Origin of the sequence: Flavobacterium coralii, from assembly GCF_019891545.1 — a bacterium.
Taxonomy (GTDB): Bacteria; Bacteroidota; Bacteroidia; order Flavobacteriales; family Flavobacteriaceae; genus Flavobacterium; species Flavobacterium coralii.
In genome coordinates, this window is sequence record NZ_JAHDIU010000011.1 from 43,601 (window position 1) to 67,875 (window position 24,275).

The following is a 24,275-nucleotide window of genomic DNA, read 5'->3' on the forward strand; positions in this document are numbered from 1 at the left end:
GAAGATGCTTAAAACTTTTATAGAAAGGCCGGTACTAAGTACCGTAGTTTCAATATTGATAACCATTTTGGGTGTACTTGGCCTAATGGCGCTGCCGGTAGAGCAGTACCCCGAAATTGCACCGCCTACCGTTCAGGTATCGGCAACCTATACCGGTGCCAATGCAGGTACCGTGCTTAACAGCGTTATTATTCCGCTGGAAGAAGAGATAAACGGTGTAGAGGGCATGACCTACATGACATCTACTGCCGCTAACGACGGTTCGGCAAGCATAAACGTGTTTTTCGAACTTGGTGTTAACCCTGATATTGCCGCAGTAAACGTGCAGAACCGTGTGGCGCGTGCCACCAGCAAGCTTCCTCAGGCAGTAGTACAAACAGGTGTTACCACAGTTAAGAGCCAGACAAGCGCGCTGATGTTCCTTTCGGTTTATTCAACCAACCCGGAGTACGACGGTACGTTCGTGCAGAACTATGCAAAGATTAACCTTGTGCCAAAGCTGCAAAGGGTTAAGGGTGTGGGGCAGGTAAACGTATTTGGTGGTAAAGACTACTCGATGCGTATATGGATTGACCCCGAAAAAATGGCGGCTTACGGACTTACGCCTGCCGATATACAGCGAGCCCTGCAGGAACAGAACGTAGAGGCAGCACCGGGTAAATTTGGTGAAAATGCCGATGGTGTTTATGAATATGTAATAAAATACAAAGGCCGCCTTAGCAGCGTGCCCGAATATGAAGATATTGTAGTTAAAGCTACAGGTGGTGGTAACTTTCTCCGCCTTAAAGATGTTGCCAAGATAGAACTTGGTGCCTTTAATTATGGGCAAAAGAACTTCGGTATGGGCAATCCCGGCGTTGCTATGGGTATCTTCCAGACATCAGGTTCTAATGCCAACGATATTATTGATGAGGTAACGAAGATCTTAGAAGATGAAAAACCGAATTTCCCTAAAGGGATAGAGTATGTAGTGCCGTTTAACACTAAAACATTCCTTGACGCCTCTATAGATAAAGTGGTTTCTACCCTAATAGAAGCATTTGTGCTGGTATTTATCGTGGTGTTCCTTTTCCTTCAGGATGTGCGTTCTACCCTTATTCCGGCAATTGCCGTTCCGGTAGCCATTGTGGGTACATTCTTCTTCCTGAACCTCTTTGGCTTCTCTATCAACCTGCTTACGCTCTTTGCGCTTGTGCTTGCCATTGGTATTGTGGTAGATGATGCCATTGTGGTGGTAGAGGCGGTACATGCCAAGCTCGATGAAGGGGAGCAGTCGGCTAAGAAGGCAACGCTTTCTGCCATGAGCGAAATTACAGGTGCTATCGTGTCCATTACATTGGTTATGGCTGCGGTGTTTGTTCCGGTATCGTTCCTTCAAGGGCCTTCAGGGGTGTTTTACCAGCAGTTCGCGCTAACCCTTGCGGTAGCCATCCTTATCTCGGCAGTAAACGCATTAACATTAAGCCCCGCACTTTGTGCCCTTTTCCTGAAGCCGCACAAAGAGGGCGAGCATCATAAAAAGAAAAACATTAAAGAAAGGTTCTTTACAGCTTTTAATGCCGGGTTCGACAGCATGAACCGTAAATATACCCGCTCATTGGGCTTCTTGGTACGTAAAAAATGGATAACGGTTATCGGGCTTCTTGTCTTTACAGGAATTACCTATTACCTGTTTACCACAACGCCATCAGGATTTATACCGAATGAGGACAGGGGTATCATTATGAGCGACCTTACCATGCCTCCGGGAACAACATTGGAGCAGACGCAGAAAGCGGTTGACCAGCTTGACAGTGTTATTACCAGTATACCCGAAGTAGATGCAAGGATGAGCGTAGTGGGCTTTAGCCTTTTAAACAGGGTAAACGGTGGCTCTTATGCCTTTACCATTATAAAGCTGAAAGACTGGAAAGAGCGTAAGGAAGATAACCAGAGCGTAGACGCCATAGTAGGGCAGCTGTTTGCACGGACGGCAGCCTTTAAAGATGCCCGTGTGCTGTTCTTTACACCTCCGAGTGTGCAGGGCTTTGGTACTGCCGATGGTTTCGAGTTTAAGCTGCAGGCAAAAGCTGACGACGACTGGTCTAAAGTAAGCCAGGTGAGTAATGAGTTCCTTGCCGAGCTGAGCAAACGCCCGGAGATACAATATGCCATTACCAATTTTAACCCTAACTTCCCGCAATACCAAATGGATATTAACGTGGAAAGGGCTAAGGATGCAGGGGTATCGGTAAGCGATATCTTTAATACCATGCAGGGTTATTATGGCGGACTTTATACAACCGACTTTAACCGTTTTGGTAAGCAGTTCAGGGTAATGATACAGTCATTACCAAGCGAACGGGCTGATGAGCAAAGTATAAACGATGTATATGTGCGCAATGCCGCAGGACAGATGGTAGCCATAAGCCAGTTTGTCGATTTTAAAAAGATATACGGCCCCGAAGCGGTATCAAGGTTTAACCTGCTAAAAGCAGTGAACGTTAACGGTAAGGCCAACCCGGGCTACAGTAGTGGTGATGCTATTAAAGCCATACAGGAAGTTGCCGAGCAGCACCTGCCAAGCACCTATACCTATGAGTTTAGCGGTATGACAAGGGAAGAAATTATTGCCGGCAACCAGGCGGCAGGCGTTTTCCTTCTCAGCCTCATATTTGTTTACTTCCTGCTTAGTGCGCAGTACGAAAGCTATATCGTTCCGCTATCGGTATTATTATCGCTGCCGGTAGGTATAGCAGGGGCTATCGGCTTTGTAAAGCTGGCAGGGCTTGAGAATAACATTTACTTTCAGGTGGCACTTATCATGCTTATAGGCCTCCTTGCCAAGAACGCCATCCTTATTGTGGAGTTTGCCATACAGCGAAGGCGCCACGGAATGGACTTGGTTAAAGCAGCCATAGAGGGCAGCAGGGCGCGTTTAAGGCCAATCCTGATGACGTCGTTCGCTTTTATATTCGGGCTACTGCCACTGGCGCTTTCAAGCGGTGTGGGCGCGGTGGGTAACCGCAGTATTGGTATGGGTGCCGTGGGCGGTATGCTTATCGGTACACTGTTCGGCGTGTTTGTGATACCTGTACTGTTTGTAATATTCCAGGCGTTGCAGGAGCGAATATCCGGCAAACCGAAAGTGGATGAAACTGAAACCGTAGCATAAAATTCAAATCCTGAAAATGAGATTAGCAACAACCTATAAAATACTACTTGTGGCGGGAGCAGGGCTGCTGATGCAGTCTTGCTTTACGGCAAAGACCTATAAAAGGCCCGATGTAAAGGCTGAAAACCTCTACCGCACCGAAGTGGTGGCGCAGGACAGCGCAAGCCTTGCCGATATATCGTGGGAGAACCTGTTTACCGACACGGTGCTGCAAAAGCACATAAAAACCGGGCTGCGAAACAATTTTGATATCCGTATAGCCATACAAAACATTACTGCGGCAGAGGCATACCTTAAGCAGGCAAAGGCTTCTTACTTCCCGTCATTAAGCGGTAATGCTACCTGGACACACCAGCAGCTTGCAAGAAACAGCCAGTTCGGCAGCTTTTTTAACGGGGCTATAGACCAGTACCAGCTTAGCGGAAACCTTTCGTGGGAGGCTGATATATGGGGCAAGATACGCAGTAACAAACGTGCTGCCGCGGCATCTTACCTGCAAACTATTGCAGCCAACCAGGCGGTAAAAACACAGGTAATTACCGATATTGCCGCTACTTATTACCAACTGCTGTCGTTAGACGCACAGCTTGAAGTTGCCCAGCAAACACTTGGCAACCGCAACGAAAGTGTGGAAACCATACAGGCATTAAAAGAAGCCGGCAGCGTAAACGAGGTGGGCGTAAAGCAGACCGAGGCGCAAAAATATGCCACTGAGCTTATTATTGCCGACCTGAAGAACAGCATTGTAATACTTGAGAATTACATGAGCCTGCTGTTGGGCGAAGAGCCAATGGCTATAGAGCGCACCACGCTGGCACAGCAGCAGCTTAACCCAGATATTAAACTGGGCTTTTCGGCTTCGCTGTTGCGCAACAGGCCCGATGTTATAGCGGCTGAGTATGGCCTTGTAAATGCCTTTGAGCTTACTAATGTAGCAAGAAGTAACTTTTACCCTTCGCTAACGCTTACGGCTTCGGGTGGTTTACAGAGTATTGACCTGAAAGAGTGGTTTAGCGCTAACTCGCTTTTTGCCAACATTGTTACCGGGCTTGCACAGCCTATTTTTAACCAGAGGCAGATACGCACCCAGTATGAGGTAAGCAAGGCACAGCAGGAGCAGGCCTATATTGAGTTTGAGCAGGCACTTGTAAACGCAGGCCACGAGGTTAGCGATGCCCTTTCCAATTATGAAAACGAGACACTGAAACTGTCTATCCGCGAAAAGCAGGTAGATGCCCTTACCAAAGCGGCAGATTACTCTGATGAACTTTTGGAGTATGGTATGGTAAATTACCTTGAAGTGCTTACCGCAAAAGACAGTGCCCTTAACAGCGAGCTTAACCTGCTGGATAACAAGTACAGGCAGTACCTTGCTATAATAGACCTTTATAAAGCCCTTGGTGGCGGATGGCGCTAATAGAAAGAAGAGAATTAAGTTAGTTTTGTTCCAATAGGATTTAATTGTTTAGTTTATGTTTGGAAACCCGGTGCAAAACTGTACCGGGTTTTTTAATTATAAATCTATTGATATTTCTAACTATTTTTAAGAGGTAGTTTAGTTTGTGGTAAAGGCTCGCAATAGGTTTTATTTACAATCCTTTCCCGCATCATTTCTTTCTTATTAAAATGGCGTGATACATTTTGTGCTATATCAGTGTAGTTATCCCATCCGTCCTTTTGATGGTAATATATTTTTATAGAAATACAGTTTTGATGCTCAAATACTTTATTTAGTAATATCCTGTCCGATAACCCACATGAATGCCCCATGATATATACCTGATACTTATCTAACTCTAAGAAATCGATCAAATTTTTATAATTGGGCGTGTTCAGATAAGCAAAAGATTTGATGTTTCTTAAATACTCATTATCATCTTTCTTTTCTATCGTTTTGTAATCATCATCCATTTCATCGCCAAAGCCGAAGTTAATTAAATTGTCTTTATTATCTAACTCTCCATGAATATGATTACAATCATATACATCTTCAGCATAATATGAAATAGATTTTTTTAAAAGTGATGTATAATTGAAATTTAGGAATTTTACCAGATTAATTGATAAACCAAGTAATGAGAGAAGTTTAGCGCTTTCTCTTTTATTAAGCTCCCTAACAAATATTTTTGCTTCTTCATAATTATAGGATGTTTTTGTAATTATATTTAAGATTTTTTTATCAACATATAAGTTATATTTCTTCTCAACTTCTGTAACCAAATATTCTTCTAAAAGATTTTTTACTTGCTCAAACTCCTCATTTAGTCTTTTTACTTTTTTATTATCTTTCTCTTGAAGACACTCTTTTAATAATTGATAGTATTCATTTTCAATATCTACCCAATTTTGGATATGGTGCTTATCACATATGGTTTTAAAAAATATGTTTTTGTAGTTTTTAATACAAACATCGTTAAACTTTCCATGCCTATTTTTAATGAACTTATTCAGATTGATATAAGAAAAATTTAAAAAGAGATAATTTAAATCATTTTTTAATTCTTCTTCTTGTTCATAATATCTTCTTTCACTAAAGATGAATTTTATATTAATTAATTCGTCAATATAATTTTTATGTCTTGGGCTCATATCTGGAATTTTTTCATTCAACCGTTCACCTACCCTACTCCAATACCAATCAATAAAATCACAATATCCTGTTGGGAGTCCGTGTGCCAAATCAAAACCATTACCAATAATAACCAGCCTGTTCATTTTTTAATTGTTTAGTATTCAAATATAAATATTTATCAGGTATCTTAATTTTATTACAAAAAACAACCTGTTGATTGTAAGTAGTTTCTTTAAGCGGTAAATTTATAAGGCAACTTAAAACAGAACTTTTATGAAAACAGCTTACATAAAATTTTTCCTGATGATGGCGGTCTCATTCGTGCTGATGTACGGCGTTATGTACCTAAATGTGTATGAATCGGATGACGTTTATTTGAGTACCACAAGAACGTATATGACTTTCCTGATGATATGCCCTATGGCGGTAAGCATGATGCTTTTTATGTGGGGCATGTACCCGAAAAAGAAACTCAACTATGGTATAATGGGCGGGGCGGGAGTGCTGTTTATTATATGCCTTTTCGGGTTGCGGCAGCAAATACCGGTAGGGGATGAACAATGGATGAAGGCCATGATACCGCACCATTCTTCTGCCATACTAACCAGCACCCGTGCTAATATAAGCGACCCGGAGGCACGCGAACTCGCCAATCAGATCATTAAGTCGCAACGTGAAGAAATAGCGCAGATGAAAGCCATGCTGCAACGTATGGAAGCCGAAGGAAATAAATAGCCGTTATTTAACAACATGGCATTGTAGCTGTTGGCAATATGCTGTAATTTTGCGGTGCTTTAACAGTAAACAGATAAACTTTTAACGTGCAACTCGCCTATAAAAATATCAACATCCGCTATACCGATTCAGGTAAAGGCACTGCCGTTGTGCTGCTGCATGGTTTTTTAGAAAACCAGACCATGTGGGATGATCTAAAACCCGAATTCTTGAAGAAGTACCGTATTGTAACATTAGATCATTTAGGGCATGGCGAAACAGGCTGCCTGGGCTACATACACACGATGGAAGATATGGCCGATGCGGTACATGCCGTACTGCATGAGCTGCGCGTCCGGAAGGCAATACTGGTTGGGCATTCTATGGGCGGTTATGTGGCTATGGCTTTTGCAGAGCTGTACCCCGACATGGTAAAAGGCATAGTGCTGCAAAACTCTACCGCAAGGCCCGACAGCGAGGAAAAGAAACTGAACCGTGACAGGGCTATAAAAGCCGTTAAAAGAGATGCATCGGGATTTATACGACTTGCTATAAGCAACCTTTTCAGCGAGGAAAACCGTGAGCGTTTTATGCCGGATATTGAGGCGCTGCGCGCCCAGTCATTGCAAACGCCTTTGCAGGGTATTGTGGCAGCGTTAGAGGGCATGAAAGTGCGCAAAGACCGTGAGGTGATACTGCATTTTGCGCCATATCCTATTATGGTGGTATTGGGTGAAAAAGACCAGAGCCTGCCGTATAATGAGCATTATGACCAAATAGATAACACTGCGGCAAAGCTGGTAACCTATCCTGACGGGCACATGAGCCATATCGAAAACCGCGATGCACTGCTAAAGGAACTACTGGAGTTTTTTAAAAAGTGCTAATTGTTTTTAAAGTTGCTATTTCAGCAAGCAGTCTTCAAATATTTTATCACACTTCTCTATCTCATTTTGCATAGTTGCAAAGGCTTCATCACAGGCAATAGTATACTCGTTTTTTGAAATGGAATCTGCCTTAAGTTTATCGGCAGCTTTTTCAACCGCTTTTGCATAGGCATCTTCCAAAGGTTTAACGCATTCCTCATACTGTATTTTGCATGGGGATTCTTCTTGTGCTGTTGTTGCTTTTTGATCAGGAATAACTTGTACTTCTTTTTTATCCGAACAAGAAATAAAAAACAAGAAAGAAAAGACCGGCAGGAATAAAATTATATTTTTCATGAATGTTGGAAGAGAATTGTTTTCTTGACCTAAATAAGTTATTTACTCAAATATGTATTTGTGTAAAAATTCAAATGCTACCATGTAATTTTCACTATTATAATTTTCGTTTTCATTTTTTTGAAGCTCCGATACTAAATTACAAAAATTAACATTTTGAATTTTACGAATATTAATATGCTGACTTTTATATTCAGCAAACTCTTTCTTTAACTCCTTCTTATCTACTTTAAGCAATCTGATGAAATTCTGTCCTATTTTATATTTTTCAGAATTACACCTTTTATCATTTTCATTAAAAAAACATTTTCCCTCTATGTTAAAGTCATAGAGAATCTGCTCCATAATTCTTTTCAAAGACTCTTCATTATTATCAAATTGATAAATAATGTTTTCCCGAAAGCTATTAGTTTCAGCAAAAGTATTTTTCATATATACGCCTTTATTAAGCAAATGACCTTCGACATAAAACTTATTCATTAATGACTTGTCACCGATTGATTGTAAGATACAAAGAATTCTTCCTTTCTTTAAATTAACAACAATGCGGATAAAATCAGTGATTTCGGCATCTTTAGATTCTCTCTGAAAATAGTACCTCCTGTTATTGTATTTTTTAAACTTAAAGCCCAAAGCATTTTCAGCAAAAGTAGTTATAACTATTTCTTTTAATAATGTTTTTGAAAGAGGAATTTGCATTTTATGTTATTAGTGTTTGATTACTATTATGTCACCTCCTCAAACGGAACTTCCCCATCCAGTATTTCATTAATCAGCAATACCAGTTGCGAGCTATACTCTGCAAGCACATCTTTATCTATAACCTCAATAACAGGTAAAGATTTATCTACCGCATCTTTAAAACTGAAATTCATAAAACCGCTTTTCATATTCTTGAACGATATAATGCCTGCTTCAATTTCTTTGCCCCCTGCAAGCGGTTCATACATAAAAGCATAAGTAAGCAACTGTATTATCTTTTCATTCTTAATATCGCCCGATAGCCCATCCCATGTTTTAAGGGTAAGGTTGTATTTATCTACTTTACCGGTTTTGTAATCAGTAATCCTTATTTTGCCGTTGCGTTCTTCAATCCGGTCTATGTTTCCTGCAATTTTTACAGGGTAGGGCAGCCGTGCATCTTCAAGCCAACGTTCAAAGGTTTGTTCCAGTGCCAGTACTTTTACGCTGTCGCCTGCCTTTAGCTGTTCTTTTTCCTGTTTCAGCATATTTTGCACGTTGCGTTTGGCTACTTCAAAAGCCAGCAGGTTACGCCCTTTTTTTATCTCGCCTTCCTTATATACAGCCGTAAACTGACGCATCACTTCATCGTTGGCCAGCGCAGCCATATTTTCTATATCATGCACAGCAAGGTACTTACCCAGATAGGGTTTGTATAGCTCCTCAAGTGCGCCGTGTATTATGGTGCCCAGTGTGTTAAGCGCAATGCTTTCCTCTACTTCGTCCACTTCGCGTATGCGTAGCACCCTCTGGTAATAAAACTGTATCGGGTTACGGATATAGCTCGTTAATGCCGAGGGCGAAAAACCCTTACCTGTGGCAATTTCCTTTAGCCGTTGTTGTACCTCTGCCGATTTCGGTATCAGCATGGGTTTATAAGCTATATCAGGCAGGTAGGCATTATAAATAACACTTTTCAGGTTGTGCGAAGGTTTCTGCTCAATTTCCAGCTGGGTAAGAAAACGGCTCCGCTCGCCGGCATCGAGCCCGTCGCTTTCGGTGTTGTGCAGCAGGTATATGTTTTTAGCCCGCATCAGCAGGTGGTAAAAGTGGTAGCTGTATATGGCATCTTTTTCTTTATAAGTCGGCAACCCCAGTTCGCGCTTTACATCAAACGGTATAAATGAATTTTGCGTTTTCCCTGCTGGGAATTTACCCTCGTTCATACTGGTAATGATAACATTTTCGAAGTCGAGCACACGGCTTTCCAGCACACCCATTACCTGAAGCCCTGAAAGCGGCTCACCCTCAAAAGATACCTCTGCAAGCTCTATTACCTGTTTGTAAACAGATTGCAGTATGGCAAGCCCTGCCATTTGCGGATGGTTCTCATAATAGTTGATGAGCTTATTGATAACCTTAAAGATGGAATATAAAAATGCCTTTGTTATTTTATCTTCTTCCTCATCATTACTCAAAAAACCTTTAAGGCTTATGATGATATCAGACAACCTTTGCAAGACACTCCCGGCGTTATCATCCCACCTGTCAAAGAGCAGCCTGAAAAATGGCGATGCATCCGGATGGATGTCGAACAGTTTACTGTGCGATAAAAAGGTAATATTGTTCCTGTTGATGGTTTCTGTCAGCTTTGCAGCGCCGCTATAAGGCTCTACAAGCGGATGAGTAAGTATATCAAGTACTTCACGGTAATAAAGCGTGTAGCTTTTTTCACTGCGTTGCAATGCATTAGTATGCATTTTAAACAGCTTTTGCACCAGTATCTGTGCAGGGTTGTTACGGCTGCTGTAACCCATGGTAATATTAAGCCCGCCCACACCCAGTGGGAGGCTGTACAGTAATGGTATAAGCAGGTTTTCTTCTCCCAGCACTACTGCGGTTTTATCTAACGATTGCCCGGTTTGCTGGATTTCTTCTATAATCTTTCCTGCAATTTTTGCCTGCCCCACCGTTTTAGGTGTGCCGATTATAGTTATATTCTTTTCCTTGCTGAACTCATCGGCTACCCACTCAAAAGGCTGCCCGTAAAACTGGCGCCACTCTTTTTTAAACCTGCGGATAAACAAGCCCGCATCATGATAGGGGTCGTTAAGGAAAGCCTGGTCTATATCCCAGTATATTTTAGCCTGACCGCATGTAAGCAGGTGCTGTATAATGTTTTCTTCGGCAGCATTCAGGGCATTAAACCCTGCAAAAATGAGTTGTTCTTTTGCAAAAGCATTAGAAAAGTGGTTGATATTATTTACTGCTTCCCTGTATATGAGCCCCTGGTAGCCTGCACCTTTATCGAGGAGGTGGTTGTATAATGCTTCGTAATATTTTGGCAACAGCTCCCAAAATTCGAGGTAATTTTTAATCATCCCGGTGTGGTTCTCCACATCCAGCGACCAATGGCTTAGCTCTTCTATATCTTTAAGGTAAGAAAGTACATGCTTTGGGTTAAGCAGGTAGCGGTCTATTTCATTAAAGTCCTGCAACAGTGTTTTAGCCCAGTTGGCAAAATTTTCGAAAGGTTGTTGCTTTTCTTTAGGGGTAAGCCCAATGTAAACATTGTAGAACTCAAAAAGCAATTCTATAGTGTCTATGCTGCGCACGCCGGCAACATCCTGTATAAAATCTTCTATGCTTATTATCTCGGGAGCAAAGACAACCGCCGACAACTTTTTTTTAAGAGCTTCAATTAAAAAGATGCGGGCTCTCTTATTAGGAAGTACAATTGTAATGCCTGATAATGCGTTGCCATAATCGGCAACAAGCTGCGTGCTTAGTTTGTCTAAAAAAGTTGGCCCGGTCATGGTATAAAAATAAAAAAATGCCCCCGCATTGCGGAGGCATCTTTCAATTTATTTTGGTTGTATCAAATTATTCTTTGATAAGCTTCACTTCAACCCTACGGTTCTGAGCCTTACCGGCAGCAGTTTTGTTAGAAGCGATTGGCTTAGTTTCACCGAAACCTACAGACATTAACCTGTCACGTGCAATTCCGTGCTCTACTAAGTAAGTAACTACAGCAGCAGCCCTGTTTTCAGATAGTGTCTGGTTAAGTGCGTTGCTACCATCGCTGTCAGTGTGTCCTTCGATGCTGAACCTTGCCTGTGGATATTCTTTAAGGATATCTTTCATGTTTTCAAGTACAGGTAGTGTTTCATCTTTGAAAGAAGCTTTACCACTGTTGAACAGGATTGTTCTTGCATACTCGTTAAGCTGCTTCATAACTTCTTCAGTTACTTCAGGGCAACCACGGTTAGCAGCAGTACCTTTTACTTCAGGGCAAAGATCGTCTTTGTCAAGAACGCCGTCACCGTCAGTATCAGGCCAAGGGCAACCGTTGTTAGCTTTAGGTCCTGCTTCGTTAGGGCACTGGTCGCTGTTATCAGCAATACCGTCACCGTCAGTATCAGGGCAACCCATCATGCTTGCTATACCTGCTACATCCGGGCACTGGTCATCTTTATCAGCTACACCGTCACCATCCCTGTCAGGGCATCCGTTAAGTTCAGCAAGTCCTGCTTCGTTAGGGCAGTCATCCTGGCTGTCTTGTATTCCGTCAGCATCTGAGTCAGGACATCCCTGGAATTGTGGTAGTCCGGGTACTTCAGGACAAAGGTCGTCTTTGTCATAGATACCGTCTTTATCTGTGTCTTTACCTCCGAATTTGAAAGTAAGACCGGCCATGTGCTGTATGTGCCTTGGTACATTAGCTTCTGCCTGATCTTCAAACGTATGCTTGTAAGTTGAAGATAGAGAAAGGCCCACGTTTTCTGCAAACCAGAAAGTAACACCAAGACCACCGTTTAGTGTACCGTTACCTTTTTCATCAATCCAGGTGTAACCACCACCAATGTGTAGGCTTGGGTCGAACCAGCTTGTACCAAGCATGCTAAGGAAGCTGTACTTAATAGTACCATCTACACCGTAGTAAGATAGGTCTCCCGGATCTGATACCATATAATCCTGCGTGCCCGGAGTACGGGTTACAAGCTTATCTATTTTGTTTACCGAACCTGTTACTCCAAATACGAAACCTTGGCCAATGTGCCTCGATACATTCAGATAAGATACAGAAGGAAGGATGTTCCAGTGTTCTTTAGCGTCAAAATAGCCGCTGAACTGGTCACCGAATTCAGAAGCAGCGCCAAAACGTGTACTCACTGCATTGGCACCAAATGAAACGGCCCAAGGGTTGTTCTCGTCCTGCGCATGGGCGTTAAGTCCCATTGCCATAAGTGCAGCAACGAACAGTTTGTTAAGATGTCTCATACTTTTTAAATTTAATTACAAATAGGTTATATCAAGAACAAATTTACTCTGTTGTGTGTTAACAGCAAAACGATTTATTAAAAATTATCCTACTAAACCCGCTAAATTGTAGTTAAATAATAGTTAACGCTTTCCCAACTTCTGTAAATGAGGCAATTGCCTTGTCCAGATGTTCCTTAGTATGGGCTGCGGAAAGCTGTACTCTTATACGTGCCTTATCCTTTGGTACCACAGGGAAGAAGAACCCTATAACATATATGCCTTTCTTCAAAAGTTCGTCTGCCATGACTTGGCTAAGCTTGGCATCATACAGCATAACGGGCACTATGGCACTGTCGCCGTCTATAATGTCAAACCCTGCCTTTTTCATTCCCTCTTTAAAGTAGTTGGTGTTCCACTCCAGCTTGTCGCGTAATGAAGTATCATTCTTTAGCAGGTCGAACACCTTAATAGAAGCACCCACAATAGCAGGAGCAAGCGAGTTACTGAAAAGGTAAGGACGGCTGCGCTGCCTGAGCATTTCTATAATTTCTTTTTTGCCTGTAGTATAGCCACCCATAGCGCCACCCAGTGCTTTGCCAAGCGTGCCTGTAATGATATCTATACGCCCCATAACACCTTTTGCTTCGGGGGTTCCTTTCCCTGTCATGCCTATAAAGCCCGCCGCGTGGCATTCATCTACCATTACCAGTGCATCATATTTATCGGCAAGGTCGCATATCTTGTCAAGCGGGGCAACAAGGCCATCCATAGAGAAAACACCATCGGTAACAATAATCTTAAACCTCCTGTTTTCTTCATTGGCTTTTATAAGCATCTCTTCAAGCTGCTCCATATTGTTATTTTCATAACGGTAGCGGGCTGCTTTACAAAGGCGCACACCATCTATAATAGAAGCGTGGTTAAGGCTGTCTGATATTATGGCATCCTCTTCGCCCAGTAACGGTTCAAAAACACCGCCGTTGGCATCAAAAGCCGCGGCATATAATATAGTGTCTTCGGTGCCGTAAAAATCAGCTATCTTTTGTTCCAGCTCCTTATGTATATCCTGCGTTCCGCAGATAAAACGCACTGACGACATACCAAACCCGTGGCTGTCCAGCGTGTCTTTTGCTGCCTGTATAACTTCCGGGTGCGATGAGAGTCCCAGGTAATTGTTGGCACAAAAGTTAAGTACCTTGCTGCCATCTGTAAGTGTAATTTCAGCATCCTGCGGAGAAGCTATGATGCGCTCTTTTTTATACAGGCCGTTTTCTTTTATCTGCTCCAGCTCATTAGCCAGATAGTCTTTAATTTTTCCGTACATGATAGTATTAGTTTGTTGTTGTTCTGTTTTTATTCTCCTTTAATCAACACATAAAAATTATTGGCAAAGATACAGAAAGCATATTCCTGCCTGTGCGTTACAAGGCTAAATCTACCACATTTATATCTTCACCTATATATACAAGTGTTTTACGGGCTACCCTGAGTCCCATTTCTGCAAGTGCTGCCTGATAGCCGTTAAGCTGGCTTTCATAGCGTGCGTTGTGTTCGCCTGTTTTATAATCCAGCAGGTAGGCCATTCCGTTACGTACAGCCACCCTGTCGGGCTTGATGGTAGCCAAGGCATTGCCTATAATACTCTGCTCGTTATATACTGTGTTTTCTTCGGCAAAGAAATCCTGCAGCTCCGGGTGCTGTACAATTTTATACAGCGTTTCGGTAGCTGTTGCGCTCTGGCTTTGTACAATCAGTCCCGACTCTACAGCCTTTATCAGTGCCGTAGGTATATCAGCCGCTGTTTTAATGAAAGACAAAATTTCGTGGGTAACGTTACCAAATTCTATAGCCTGCTGCTGCCTGTTGCCCCACATCAGCGCTTCGCGCTGGGCTATCTTTACCGCCCGCGGATTAAAATGCTGCGTTACTACCTCTATTGTCTGCTGCTGCCCGTAGTGCGCTTCCGGTTCAGAAAGCCTGTCAGGGTTACCAAACTCATATTCGTCTTTAAGGTTATCATAAGCATCTATACTTTGCAGGTAGCTTATAAATAAAGATGACATATTATCGGTCAGCTCACCCCTTGATGTAAAGTTGCGTCCTGAAATAATGTATAGCTGTTCTTCGGCACGTGTTAGTGCCACATATAATATATTAATGTTATCGAGCAGTTCTTCCTGCTCTTTAATTTTATAGAGTTCTGCACCGCGTTCGCCATACTCGGCAACACTCTTATTACTGTCGATAAGCGCCTTCTGGAAACCGAATGTTTCATCGTCAAGCTCCAGCCACATTTTGCTGCGGGGGGCACGTGTATAATCTTCTTCGGCAAAAGGGAAAATAACTACAGGGAACTCCAGCCCTTTTGATTTGTGTATCGTCATGATGCGTACGGCATCATTACCTTCGGGCGACGGTATGCTGAATTTAGAGCCGTTGTTATCCCAATACTCTAAAAAGTCGGATATGCCCGACTGTGTGCGTATGTCGCGCTCCAGCACCAGGTCAAGGAAATACTGTACATAGCTTTGGTTAGCTTTTTCTTTTATAAAAGCATCAACTATGGTTTCTACCGCTTCATAAAGCGATTTCTTGCGGCAGTCCCTGAATAATATTTTTACGCCATTACCTTGCAGCCATGCTTCAAGTGCTGCTTCTGTAGGCTGCTCCATGCCCTCGGCAATAAAATTGTGTATTTCGCTGCCGGGCATCCTGTTGCTTGCCACGAAATATAAAAAGTGGGCTTTAGCCTCTCTGTTTTCATTGCTTTTAAGATAGCGCAGCAAGTTGATTATCAGCTTTACCTCGGTGGCATTTTCTATTAGCAGCGTTTCAGAAGATAGTATCGGCACGCCCTGTTCGGTCAGGTAATTGGCAAGCAATACTCCCGGCTGCCGCTTACGGGTGAGCAGCACTATATCTTTATAATCAAAACCACGGGCAACCGCTTTTTGTATGGTGGCAAGCGTCGCTTCAAGATACAGTTCGTTCCTGTCACGTGGCATGTCTTCTTCATCCGTTTCTGTTTCGGGTATAAAAGCTATATTTACATAACCCCCCTGTTTATCGTTAAGTTCCTGCCTGCTGCTGTTCCGGTACAGTTCGCAATAATCAGCATCCTCAAACTTTTCAGAGAGGAAACAAAAGAATTCGTTGTTAAAATCTATGATATTGCTGTAGCTCCTGTAATTTCGCCCCAGGTTAATAACATCCATATCCGGATTAGAGAACGGATTGAATAACTTGCTCAACCCTATAAATTGTTCCGCCTTGCCGCCGCGCCAGCGATAGATAGACTGTTTCGGGTCGCCAACAATCATAAGCGAGCCTTTATTGCCCTGAAGATCCTCCTGTGCGAGTGCATTGTCTATCAGCGGAATCAGGTTTTGCCATTGCATCTGGCTGGTGTCCTGAAACTCATCTATAAAAAAGTGGCGGTAACGCTCGCCAAGCCGCTCATATATAAAAGGTGCAGGCTGGCTTTGTATCTCTTTATGTATTATGGCATTAAACTCTGATATAGAAAGCACGTTCTGCTCTTTCTGGATGCGCTCCAGTTCCTGGCTTATAGAGTTGAGCAGCGAAAGCGGTGTTATGTTTTTAAGGAAAGCCTCATAAAAGTTTTTCTTTTCGTAGTTCTTATAAACCTTTTGCAGCAGGCTGAGGAGGGTTGGCGTTACCCCCTCTATAGCCAAACGGTCTTTAGCGCCTTTGTTTATTTTTATGTCATCGGCCTCATAGTATTTTTTGTGAGTAGGCTTTAGAGTGCCATCAATTATATAACCGATATGTTTAGGAAAGTCCTGCCGCGAGAATGACTTCGGGTCAATCCCTTCCTGCTCCAAAATGTCGTTTAGCTGGTTGCCCAAGCCTTTACATTCAGCCTCTAAAGCGGCAACTGCCTGGCGCAGCTTTTCTTTTATCAGCAGGAACTCCTCTATTGTTTTTTCGCGGAACTGCCCCAGTTCATTGCGGTTGTTTTCGTTGATAAGCAACTTGCCTGTTTCAAACAATTCATAGGTAACATCCCAGCTTTTGTCATTATCGGTTTTATCCAGCGAAAAATCGACCAGCAAAGAGGTAAGCACATCGTTTTCGCCCGCTTTGGCAATAATGGCATCAACGGCTTCTTTTAGCAGGTTTTCGGTTTCCAGCGATACATCAAAAGATACCGGCAGGTTAAGGTCATGCGCAAAGGCACGTATTACTTTATGCGTAAACCTGTCGATGGTCGAAATATCAAAAGAAGCATAATTGTGAATAATATTTTTGATAATAGCTTTCGACTTATCTTTTATAGTGGCAGGCGAAAGTCCCGTTTCCTGAGAGAGGACAGTAATAAGCGCTTCCGCGCGCGGTGTAGGCTCGTCTTTAGAAAAATCGGACAGGCTGAAAATGATGCGGTTTTTCATTTCTTCTACCGCTTTGTTGGTAAAAGTTATTGCCAGTATTTTACGATACGTATCATCCTCGCCAGAGAGCAGGAGTATCTTAAGGTATTCTTTTACCAGCGTATAGGTTTTGCCCGAACCGGCAGAAGCGTTATATATAGTAAATGCAGATTTTGCCACTTGCTTTTCGTAAAAATTTAAATTTAGTAAGAGAAATTATAACAAAATCTTATTTCTTTTAAAGTATAAAATCTCTAAATTTGGATTAAAATTAATATTAATCTTTTAAAAACGCACATATCATGGCTTTTGAATTACCTAAACTTCCTTACGCGTATGATGCCCTTGAGCCTCATATAGATGCACGCACTATGGAAATACACCATACAAAACACCACAATGCATATACCACCAACCTTAATAATGCGATACATGGTACCGACCTTGAAGGCAAGACTATCGAGAATATACTTATAAACCTTGATATGTCTAACGCAGCGGTTCGCAACAACGGTGGCGGTTATTACAACCATAACCTTTTCTGGCAGGTAATGTCGCCAAAAGGCGGCGGAGAGCCAACAGGTGAACTTGAAGCTGCCATAGAAAAAGCTTTTGGTTCTTTTGAAGAGTTTAAGGCTAAGTTTGCTAAGGCTGCTGCGACACAGTTCGGTTCAGGCTGGGCATGGCTTTGCGTGCACCAGGGCGGTAAGCTTGAAGTATGCAGCACGCCAAACCAAGATAACCCGCTAATGCCAGAAATTGGCTGTGGAGGCACACCAATACTTGGGCTTGACGTTTGGGAACATGCCTACTACCTTAACTACCAAAACAGGAGGCCTGACTATATTGATGCATTTTTTAATGTAGTAAACTGGGAAGAAGTTGCAAGGCGTTATGCCAATGAAAAATAAATGATCTCACTTTCAGGAGACAGGAACGGGTGCATGCAGATGCATCCGTTTTTTTATTTTGTTCAAACTTAAAAAATAAAAGCGGAAACATAGTTCCCGCTTTCGCCCCCAAAAAATACCGTAAATTAAATTTACTAATACTATTTGGTGCAAAAATAGGCAATAAAATTTACAAAGCAATTATTTATTTAAAATATTAATAAGCAGTAATTAAACTGTAAATTTTTTGTGTTTAAACATAACATAAAAAAAAGCGATACATAGTGTGTATCGCTTTTTTGCCCCCAAAAATACCGTAAAAATTAATTTACTATTGCTATTTGATGTCAAAAGTAGGGCAGGGGCGCGGTTGCTGCAACAGTTTTAGATGAACTGCATATAAAAACGTTGAGGTGACACTGCAGGATATAGTTCAACAAAAATTAAAGAATAAAAAAAAGCGATACATAGTGTGTATCGCTTTTTTGCCCCCAAAAATACCGTAAAAATTAATTTACTATTGCTATTTGATGTCAAAAGTAGGGCAGGGATGCGGTTACTGCAACAGTTTTAGATGAACTGCATATAAAAACGTTGAGACAACACTTTTTCAATTCAACAAATGTTAATTGCGGATTTTCCGCAATTGTAAATTAAAATCGATTATTAAATTTACTGTTGTTAGCTAACTATAAAAAATTATTAAACATTAAATCTATTATTTATGAAACAGATGCTCTTTTTAATTGTTTGTCTTACCATCTTCGCTTGCTCTACAGAAGATAACGTTTCAAATGAAACTACTCAGAGTTCAGAACTATTTTTAAAAAGTAATCCATCAAATCTCAATTTATCTGAAAATCCAGATTTCATTCTTTTTGTGCAAAACTTTGTTAATGAATATTTGAGTTATGCATATTATCAACAATCAGCTTTAGGCTCAAACCAGCAAAACTTTCAAGTTCAAATCTCAAATCCAGACTTAAGTTTTACTGAAGTTGAACAAGTCTATACAAATAATAATGTAGATTTTGAATTAATTTTGGATCATCAAACTATGATTACCGATTTGGTGTATCAAGTTTATATTAGTTATCCAGAATTTGATAATATGACTGAGGAAGCAGCTAATGAAATAATTCTTTCTGAAATTGGTGATGTATTGCAAAGCGGACAGGTGACAATCACTAATCCAATTCCAGATAGTACTTTAGAAATTACTCCTGATGAAATTTGGTATTGTATTGTTGAAGCTGTAGGCATAGGAATTGGTTCTACAATAGGGATGAAGCAATTGAAAAAGAATGGTGTAAAAGTTATAACAAAAGCCTTAACTAAAACGTTAGCTAAATTTGCAGGTCCAATAGGAGTAGCTATTACTATTGCAGATTTTGGATTCTGTATTTATAGAGCTGATAGGGATTAACTCATTATTATATGAAAAAATATATAATTATTTTTAGTCTATTAGTTGTGTTGTCAAAACTAATTTATGATGTCTACACTTTCATCTATGACACGCAATCTTTAATTTGGGAAAGGTTTTTCAACATTGCAATTCTACTCTCCATATTTTATTATGGTCTTACCAGTACAAAAAAGCCAAAGAAGGCTTGTCAGTAACTTTAGGCTAAATTAAAATTAGATTTGAAATACTTAGTTCAATGGAGATCCACAACTATTATTAGGCTGTGGGTCTCCTTATTGTACTTTTCTCATTTTGGATTACTTTTACTAACTTCATGTAATATAAAATCCGATAATGAAAATCTCCCTTATACAAACCCATTTAACGTGGGAAGACCATAAAGCCAACCGGGATAACTTTACCGAAAAGATAAAAAGCATTGAGGCTACCGACCTGATACTGCTGCCCGAAATGTTTGCTACAGGCTTTACCATGAACCCAGAAAGCGTAGCGGAAGACAGCAACGGCGAATCGGTGCTATGGATGCAGCAAATGGCTAAGGCAAAAGACTGCGCCATAACCGGCAGCCTTGTCATTAAGGAAAACGGCAACTACTACAACCGCCTTTATTTTGTATTTCCTGACGGCAGCTACAAGACCTACAATAAACGCCATTTATTTACACTTGCAGGTGAGCACAAACATTATACTGCAGGCAGCGAAAAATTGATTTTAGAGTACCGTGGCTGGAAGATATGCCCGCAGGTGTGTTACGACCTACGCTTTCCTGTTTTTACGCGTAATACGGAAGATTATGACCTGCTGTTGTATGTGGCCAACTGGCCGCAGCCACGCATACAGGCATGGGATGCATTACTGCCTGCGCGTGCGATAGAAAATATGTGCTATGTGGCAGGGCTGAACCGCAACGGGCAGGATGAGAATGGTAACAATTACAATGGACATTCTCAGGTTATAGACGGGCTTGGTAATTATTTACTGGAACCATTTGCGTATGAAGATGTGCAGACGGTTGAACTGGATAAAGCCCATCTTGGCGAAATCCGGGCTAAGTTCGGGTTTTTGAACGATAGGGACAGCTTTACCCTCCACCCGCACCGCTAAGGTCAAAAGTTTCCTCCATGTCCCAGGTAGCATGCAGGTCTATTGTTTTCGGGGTGTAAATAACCTGTTCAGGCTGCCTTTTCTCGAGGTAGTTCCCGGTGTCCCATTCACGGTTACCGTTATCATCATATATAACCCTTAGCCTGTACTGCGCAGGTTGCAGGTTTTCAAAACTAACCCTGGTTTCGCCTTCAGAGTAATATTCAGCAATGGTTTCACCTTTAGTATCGGTTACATGCAGTATTAGTGGAAAACGCTTAGCGTTCTGCAGCGTGATAAACAGGTTGCCGTAATCGGCATATCCCGTTGTTGACAGATTATAAGTAATTGTGTCATTCTCCTTACCGTAAAAGTCGCGCAAGGCACCGGGCAACAGCGTAAACGTGTACTTTTGGTTTTCGTCCTTTACAAAATCAAATTTAAGCTCCTGCTTAAAAGCATCATAAGCATGAGTAAAGGCAAGTGCAGTACTGTCTTTTTGCACCAGGCTTATTTTTGTGCTGTCAACAGCAATAAGCGGTGTAGCCATTTGCAGCGTAAACTTTTCACGAAAATGGATACCTCCCTTTTGTACTGCAGTAACCGAAAGCGAATCAGCAGCCTTCATTTCCTTAAACCGCACATTATAATCTTTAATAGAGTCGCGATAAGCTACATTAAGTTTAAGGGAGTCGGCAACAATATTGCGTGGCAGCCACACCTGTACAGAGTCTTTGTCTTTCATGTTTGTAACCAGGCTTTGTATGGCTTCACCCGATACGGCATGGCGTACATCAACTTTAATTTCTTCAGGCTTTATATCGCCCTCATAGCCTGCTACCAGCCTGCTAGATGAAACCTGGCTTGGCTTTTTGGGTTTGTAGGGTAACTTCTCCTTAAACAATTCTAGCTGGTACAGCGTGTCGTTAGGCAGGGTAATGGTCTGGTTGAGGAATGCAATTTTATCGCTTTTAGGTTCGTACTTATAATTGTTGTTGCCATCTTTTAAAGCAAAAAGCCTGTACCTACCCTCTTTAAGGTTCTGTAGCGAGTACATTACCATACTGTCGAGTGTATTGGTAACATAGCGGGGCTGCTGCTTGTAAATAGTAGAGTCGTTATAAGCTTCATTTTCCTCATACAACATTACCGTAACAAAATTATCGGTTTCGAGGCTGTAGGCATCTTTTATCTTACCGCCAAGCGAAAGCGAGTCGATATAGCTTCCGGTACTGAATACAAACCGGAACTGTGAGTAGGGGTTGCCCTCGTTATTATCAGTAATACTCTGCCCAAAGTTAAAGCTGTAGGTAGTATTGGGCTCAAGCGTATCTTTTATGTTGATACGGATGTATTCGCTGGCACTGCCCGCAGGCGTAATAACCGGCGGCGTAGTCATGGGCGGCGAAATAATAAGCTGCTTGTTTACATCTTTTATCTTGATATACTCATTAAAATTGATGCGTATTTCGTTACCGGTAAAATTAGTGCTCATATTTTTGGGCGAGCTGCTAACCAGCACGGGCGGAATGGTATCTAAAGGCCCTCCGGTAATATTACCGCGCTTTGCACAGCCGGCAAGCGCTAATACGGCAATTATCATGTAAATGAGTATCCTGTTCTTCAGCATGGTGAAATCATTATCTGCACAAAATAACAATTATATTCAGTGGAAATAAAATGTTTTTTAAAATTTAAGAATGTGCATAGGCAATCGTAACAATGCTAAGCTTTGCGCCGGGTATTGTAAGCAGTGCCCTTCCGCAGGATTCGAGCGTGGCGCCCGTGGTAACAACATCGTCTATCAGCAAAAAGTGCCGGTTGTGGTAGTGCTCGTTAAACTGCACATCAAAAGCAGAGCCTATAATGGCTGCCCTTGCTTCCAGGTTTTTCTTAGTCTGGGTTTTGGTATAGCTCGTTCTTACGAGTACATCTTCAGTATAGGCTGCGCCTAAACCTTCTGCGAGTGCCTGCCCGAAAGCTGTTACCTGGTTATAGCCGCGTTCCTTCAGCTTTTTAGGGTGAAGCGGCACAGGTATAATATCAGTTACATCGTGTAGCGCATCAACCTCTTTCAGCTTAACCGCACCCCATTGCCCCATAAAGCCGCCCACATCCTGCCTGCCTTTATATTTAAGCTGGTGTATAAGCTGCTGCACTATACCCTCTTTATGAAAATAGACTAATGATGATGCATGCTCTAAAGGCAGCCTGCCATAAAACCTTTTATAGGTTTCGTTATCCGTTATTTTGTGATGCTGTGTGTAGGGCATGTCGTGCAGGCACGTGGCACACAACAGCATACCGCCGCCGGGCAGTACACCATCGCAGCCGGGACACATTTCAGGATACAGCAGGTTAATCAGGCTTTTTAGCATGGGTTTTATTTCGAGGTTTTAAAGATATAAAATTTGGAGTACGAACAAATTGTGTATTGGAATTGAATTATTTAATGTTATTTTTCGTAGGTTTATAAAATCCTAAAAAATTACAAAAATGTCAAAAGACAAACAAAAAATTTATAAACTTGAACAGGTATTTACTCCAAGTAAACCTGCAGACATAACATTTGTTGAAAGAAATGAGATAAATAGGAGATTAGATCGCGCTTTAAAAACTAGCGGTAAACAAATCATTCTATATGGTTTCTCTGGTGTAGGAAAAACAACACTACTTTTTAAAAAACTCCATGAATTTAAAATTAGCTATATCAAGACAAGCTGCATTAATGGGATGACTATACAAGATATCGTTATTGATGCATTTAGTCAGCTTGATATTTATTATTCTATCCAAAAAGATAACGTTGAATCTAATAGTGTAGGTGGTAATTTAGAAGCGAGTTTTTGGGTTTTAAAGGCAGGGATAAAGGCTGAGTCTAAAGGGGATTCAAAAGTATCTCAAAAAAGGGCAGTTGATTTACCAATTACGCCTCAAAATCTTGCAAAGTTTATAGGTTCAAAAAATTTGGTTTGGGTTATTGAGGACTTTCATAAAATTGAAGAATCTCATAAAAAACAGATGGCTCAAATTATGAAAGTATTTATGGATGCTTCGACAGAGTATTCTGATTTAAAAATAATTGCACTAGGTGCTGTAAACTCAGCTAGGGAGGTTGTTCAGTATGATTCTGAAATGAAAAGTCGAATTTCTGAAATTGAAGTTCCTTTAATGTCTCACGACACATTGAAAAGAATTATAGAAACAGGTGAACGCTTGTTAAACATTAAGTTTTCAGATAATGTAACTAATCGAATAGTAACTTATTCAAGCGGTCTACCAGCAGTAACACATCAACTTTGTCTTCTGATGTGTGAACTAAATGATGTTTTTAAGACACAAAATATTAAAATTAAAATACAAGGGCAAAAGTTTGACGAAGCAATGAAAGAATATGTTGAAGAAAACTCAGATTCTTTCAGAGCAATTTATGAACAGGCTACTAAGGTAATTCATACAAGAAAAAATGAAAATCCATTAGATATACTTGGGTTTATAATTACATTAGGAAAAGAAAATTTTTCTATCTCAGAACTTAAAGAAAGCATTCAAAAAGGTAATGTAAACTACAAGGGTAATAATTTAAAAAAGTACATTGATGAGTTTACACAACCCGATCGCTCGGAATTGTTGCGTTTCAACAGTAATCATAATACATACTATTTTTCGAATCCGTTCATAAAGGCATATGTTCAATGCTCTTTAAAGACAGACAATCCAAAAACTAGTAATTTTGATATAGATTTTAAAAATGTTTTAAAAGAGGAACTTATTTTGGCTCAAAAAGTATTCAAAGATGATTTTGGCGATTTCGATTTTGGTGATTTTGAAGATTTATAATCTATGCAGTTAAGTCTAAAACTTAAATCGCTTTT

Annotated in this window: 17 protein-coding genes; 8 read left to right on the top strand and 9 right to left on the bottom strand. The window is 41.2% G+C overall.

Going from position 1 to position 24,275, the window contains the following annotated elements; genetic code table 11:
- The first annotated feature begins 4 nt into the window (after nt 1–4).
- The gene (locus KJK34_RS13790; RefSeq protein WP_223054479.1) at nt 5–3,154 is read left to right on the top strand and encodes an efflux RND transporter permease subunit; all 3,150 of its coding nucleotides are present in this window, start codon (nt 5–7) and stop codon (nt 3,152–3,154) included.
- A 16-nt stretch (nt 3,155–3,170) separates the two neighbouring features.
- Nucleotides 3,171–4,571 (top strand): efflux transporter outer membrane subunit, encoded by a 1,401-nt coding sequence (locus KJK34_RS13795; RefSeq protein WP_223054480.1) that lies wholly within the window; start codon nt 3,171–3,173, stop codon nt 4,569–4,571.
- A gap of 116 nt (nt 4,572–4,687) precedes the next feature.
- Here the strand turns inward: KJK34_RS13795 and KJK34_RS13800 are convergent, their stop codons facing one another.
- The gene (locus KJK34_RS13800) at nt 4,688–5,869 is read right to left on the bottom strand and encodes an AbiH family protein (protein WP_223054481.1); all 1,182 of its coding nucleotides are present in this window, start codon (nt 5,867–5,869) and stop codon (nt 4,688–4,690) included.
- Nucleotides 5,870–5,999: 130 nt separating this feature from the next.
- Between KJK34_RS13800 and KJK34_RS13805 the strand changes: the two genes are divergently transcribed.
- Both KJK34_RS13805 and KJK34_RS13810 read left to right on the top strand, forming a co-directional pair.
- On the top strand, nt 6,000–6,461 hold the full coding sequence (locus KJK34_RS13805; protein WP_223054482.1) for a DUF305 domain-containing protein: 462 nt from the start codon (nt 6,000–6,002) through the stop codon (nt 6,459–6,461).
- Nucleotides 6,462–6,547: 86 nt separating this feature from the next.
- Nucleotides 6,548–7,327 carry an alpha/beta fold hydrolase gene (locus tag KJK34_RS13810; protein WP_223054483.1) on the top strand — a complete coding sequence of 260 codons (780 nt, stop codon included), beginning with the start codon at nt 6,548–6,550 and terminating at the stop codon, nt 7,325–7,327.
- A 15-nt stretch (nt 7,328–7,342) separates the two neighbouring features.
- On the opposite strand, the gene KJK34_RS13815 is transcribed toward KJK34_RS13810, so the two are convergent.
- The 6 genes from KJK34_RS13815 to KJK34_RS13840 all read right to left on the bottom strand — a co-directional run bounded on the left by KJK34_RS13815 (nt 7,343) and on the right by KJK34_RS13840 (nt 17,178).
- A complete protein-coding gene (locus KJK34_RS13815) occupies nt 7,343–7,663 on the bottom strand; it encodes a hypothetical protein (RefSeq protein WP_223054484.1) in 321 nt (106 codons plus the stop codon).
- Between the two features lie 42 nt (nt 7,664–7,705).
- The gene (locus tag KJK34_RS13820) at nt 7,706–8,362 is read right to left on the bottom strand and encodes a hypothetical protein (RefSeq protein ID WP_223054485.1); all 657 of its coding nucleotides are present in this window, start codon (nt 8,360–8,362) and stop codon (nt 7,706–7,708) included.
- Nucleotides 8,363–8,388: 26 nt separating this feature from the next.
- A complete protein-coding gene (locus tag KJK34_RS13825; RefSeq protein ID WP_223054486.1) occupies nt 8,389–11,160 on the bottom strand; it encodes a PD-(D/E)XK nuclease family protein in 2,772 nt (923 codons plus the stop codon).
- A gap of 67 nt (nt 11,161–11,227) precedes the next feature.
- Nucleotides 11,228–12,625, bottom strand: a complete 1,398-nt coding sequence (locus KJK34_RS13830; RefSeq protein WP_223054487.1) for an OmpA family protein — start codon at nt 12,623–12,625, stop codon at nt 11,228–11,230.
- 112 nt (nt 12,626–12,737) lie between these two features.
- Nucleotides 12,738–13,931 (bottom strand): glycine C-acetyltransferase, encoded by a 1,194-nt coding sequence (gene kbl / locus KJK34_RS13835; RefSeq protein WP_223054488.1) that lies wholly within the window; start codon nt 13,929–13,931, stop codon nt 12,738–12,740.
- 97 nt (nt 13,932–14,028) lie between these two features.
- Nucleotides 14,029–17,178 carry a UvrD-helicase domain-containing protein gene (locus KJK34_RS13840; RefSeq protein WP_223054489.1) on the bottom strand — a complete coding sequence of 1,050 codons (3,150 nt, stop codon included), beginning with the start codon at nt 17,176–17,178 and terminating at the stop codon, nt 14,029–14,031.
- 122 nt (nt 17,179–17,300) lie between these two features.
- On the opposite strand from KJK34_RS13840, the gene KJK34_RS13845 reads away from it, so the two are divergent.
- The 3 genes from KJK34_RS13845 (at nt 17,301) to KJK34_RS13855 (ending at nt 20,421) form a co-directional block, all read left to right on the top strand.
- Nucleotides 17,301–17,909: a superoxide dismutase gene (locus tag KJK34_RS13845; RefSeq protein WP_223054490.1), complete on the top strand. Its 609-nt coding sequence runs from the start codon at nt 17,301–17,303 to the stop codon at nt 17,907–17,909.
- A gap of 703 nt (nt 17,910–18,612) precedes the next feature.
- Nucleotides 18,613–19,314, top strand: a complete 702-nt coding sequence (locus KJK34_RS13850) for a hypothetical protein (RefSeq protein ID WP_223054491.1) — start codon at nt 18,613–18,615, stop codon at nt 19,312–19,314.
- A 336-nt stretch (nt 19,315–19,650) separates the two neighbouring features.
- Nucleotides 19,651–20,421, top strand: a complete 771-nt coding sequence (locus tag KJK34_RS13855) for an amidohydrolase (protein WP_223054492.1) — start codon at nt 19,651–19,653, stop codon at nt 20,419–20,421.
- Here KJK34_RS13855 and KJK34_RS13860 read toward each other — a convergent pair.
- Nucleotides 20,399–22,030: an Ig-like domain-containing protein gene (locus KJK34_RS13860; protein ID WP_223054493.1), complete on the bottom strand. Its 1,632-nt coding sequence runs from the start codon at nt 22,028–22,030 to the stop codon at nt 20,399–20,401. The genes KJK34_RS13855 and KJK34_RS13860 overlap by 23 nt on opposite strands.
- Before the next feature lie 64 nt (nt 22,031–22,094).
- The gene (locus tag KJK34_RS13865; RefSeq protein WP_223054494.1) at nt 22,095–22,778 is read right to left on the bottom strand and encodes a ComF family protein; all 684 of its coding nucleotides are present in this window, start codon (nt 22,776–22,778) and stop codon (nt 22,095–22,097) included.
- A 118-nt stretch (nt 22,779–22,896) separates the two neighbouring features.
- Here KJK34_RS13865 and KJK34_RS13870 point away from each other — a divergent pair, with 118 nt between their 5' ends.
- Nucleotides 22,897–24,240: an ATP-binding protein gene (locus KJK34_RS13870; protein WP_223054495.1), complete on the top strand. Its 1,344-nt coding sequence runs from the start codon at nt 22,897–22,899 to the stop codon at nt 24,238–24,240.
- The last annotated feature ends 35 nt before the right edge of the window (nt 24,241–24,275 follow it).